Origin of the sequence: Mesorhizobium sp. M7A.F.Ca.CA.004.12.1.1 (assembly GCF_003997835.1) — a bacterium.
Taxonomy (GTDB): domain Bacteria; phylum Pseudomonadota; class Alphaproteobacteria; order Rhizobiales; family Rhizobiaceae; genus Mesorhizobium.
The window spans coordinates 1-1686 of sequence record NZ_RZRK01000681.1; the positions used below are offsets into that span (position 1 = coordinate 1).

At 61.2% G+C, this 1686-nt stretch carries 2 pseudogenes; one reads left to right on the forward strand and one right to left on the reverse strand.

Annotated features, from left to right (window positions below):
• Positions 1 to 845 (reverse strand): annotated as a pseudogene (locus EN984_RS27565) (mechanosensitive ion channel family protein); the annotation flags it as partial.
• Between the two features lie 264 nt (positions 846 to 1109).
• On the opposite strand from EN984_RS27565, the pseudogene EN984_RS39030 reads away from it, so the two are divergent.
• Positions 1110 to 1686: pseudogene (locus EN984_RS39030) on the forward strand (FAD-dependent oxidoreductase); the annotation flags it as partial.

The following is a 1686-nucleotide window of genomic DNA, read 5'->3' on the forward strand; positions in this document are numbered from 1 at the left end:
CGCAACACATTGTAATAATTGAAGAAGAAAATCGTCGATCCCAGAAAGGCGGCAACCGCCAGCGTTGGCAGCAAGGTTGACCGGAAAGCCACCGATAAGCGGCTGAGATAGGACGGGTCCTCATTGGAGGGATCGGCTTCGAACACCCTCCCGAACAGCCGCCTGCCGCCGACCAGCAGCACCAGCGCCAGCCCGAGCGCCACGAAGGTCGCTGCGAGGATCGCCTGGAACTTGAACTTGAAAGCGAAGCTCAGCCAGGAAGACACCGCCTTGTACAGATTGGTGTATTCGTCCTTGGCGTCGGAGAAAACCTGCGGGCTCAGCGCATCCGACAGCACGTAGCGTTTGGTCAAAAGGTTGCGGAACAACTCGCTGCGCATATTGCCGATCTTGTCGATCAGCCCGCTGATGCGGATCGACAAGGACTGGGCCTGCGAGATGACGGCGTTTATCTCCGCCTTTTCCGACACCAGCGCCTGGCGCTCGCCGCTGACGATGTCGGGCTCCGGCGGCTGGCCGGCGGCGGGCGCTGGCCCGATCTGTTCAAGCCGGCTGTTGATCTCGCCAAGACGCGTGCGGAAAGCCAGTGCGCTGTTCAGCGATTGCCGAGACAACTCCTCGAGCTGCAAGCGGATATCGACGAGGCTGCTATCCTCATCGGCTTCCTGTTGGATCTTCTTTTCCAGATTGTCGGTCTTGGTCGTCAGGTCCTGCAGGATCTTCTGCTGGTCGGCGACCAGCCCGGCTGGCGCCTGGCCAAGCCCTTGTGCAGCCGCGTCGAACGACATCGGCGCCGAAACGACAAGCGTGAGGATCAAAATGAGACGAAGCAATCGGAAAAGCATGATTTGTTGGCGACTCACCGGCGGCAAAGGCAATTTGAAAAAGCCTGTCCTTGATAAAGACGGCCCTATCATGGGGCAAGCCGTCGTATCGCGAGCCCACCCGATCATTGGCGCCACCGATCACTCACCCCCATCCATCCATCTCAAGCGTCGGCCAGTCGAAAGGCGATGGCGCAATACTGGCTTTGCGGATGCGGCCTGCTCTATAGTCTGCCGCATCGCCCGAACCGGATGACATCAATGGCAGAGTACTCGGCCTTTTCGCTGCTCGCGAACGCGCTCAAGGGAAACAAGGATTGGAAGCCGGCATGGCGCAAGCCTGACCCGAAGGCGTCCTATGACGTCATCATCATCGGTGGCGGCGGTCATGGGCTGGCGACCGCCTATTATCTTGCCAAGGAACACGGCATCACCAATGTCGCCGTTGTGGAAAAGGGCTGGCTCGGTTCCGGCAATGTCGGCCGCAACACCACGGCGGTGCGCTCGAACTACCTGCTGCCGGCCAACACCCGCTTCTACGAACACTCGATGAAGCTGTGGGAGAACCTCTCGCATGAGCTCAACTACAACGTCATGTTCTCGCAGCGCGGCTGCCTGAACCTGGCGCACACGCCGGCCCAGTTCGACGACTATGCAAGGCGCGGCAACGCCATGCGCCATCTCGGCGTCGACGCCGAACTGATGACGAAAGCTGAGATCAAACGTCTGATCCCGGCGCTCGATGTCTCCGAAAGCGCGCGCTTCCCGGTGGTCGGCGGCTTGATGCAGCGCCGCGCCGGCACCGCCCGCCACGATGCGGTAGCCTGGGGCTATGCGCGTGGCGCCGACCGGCGCGGCGTCG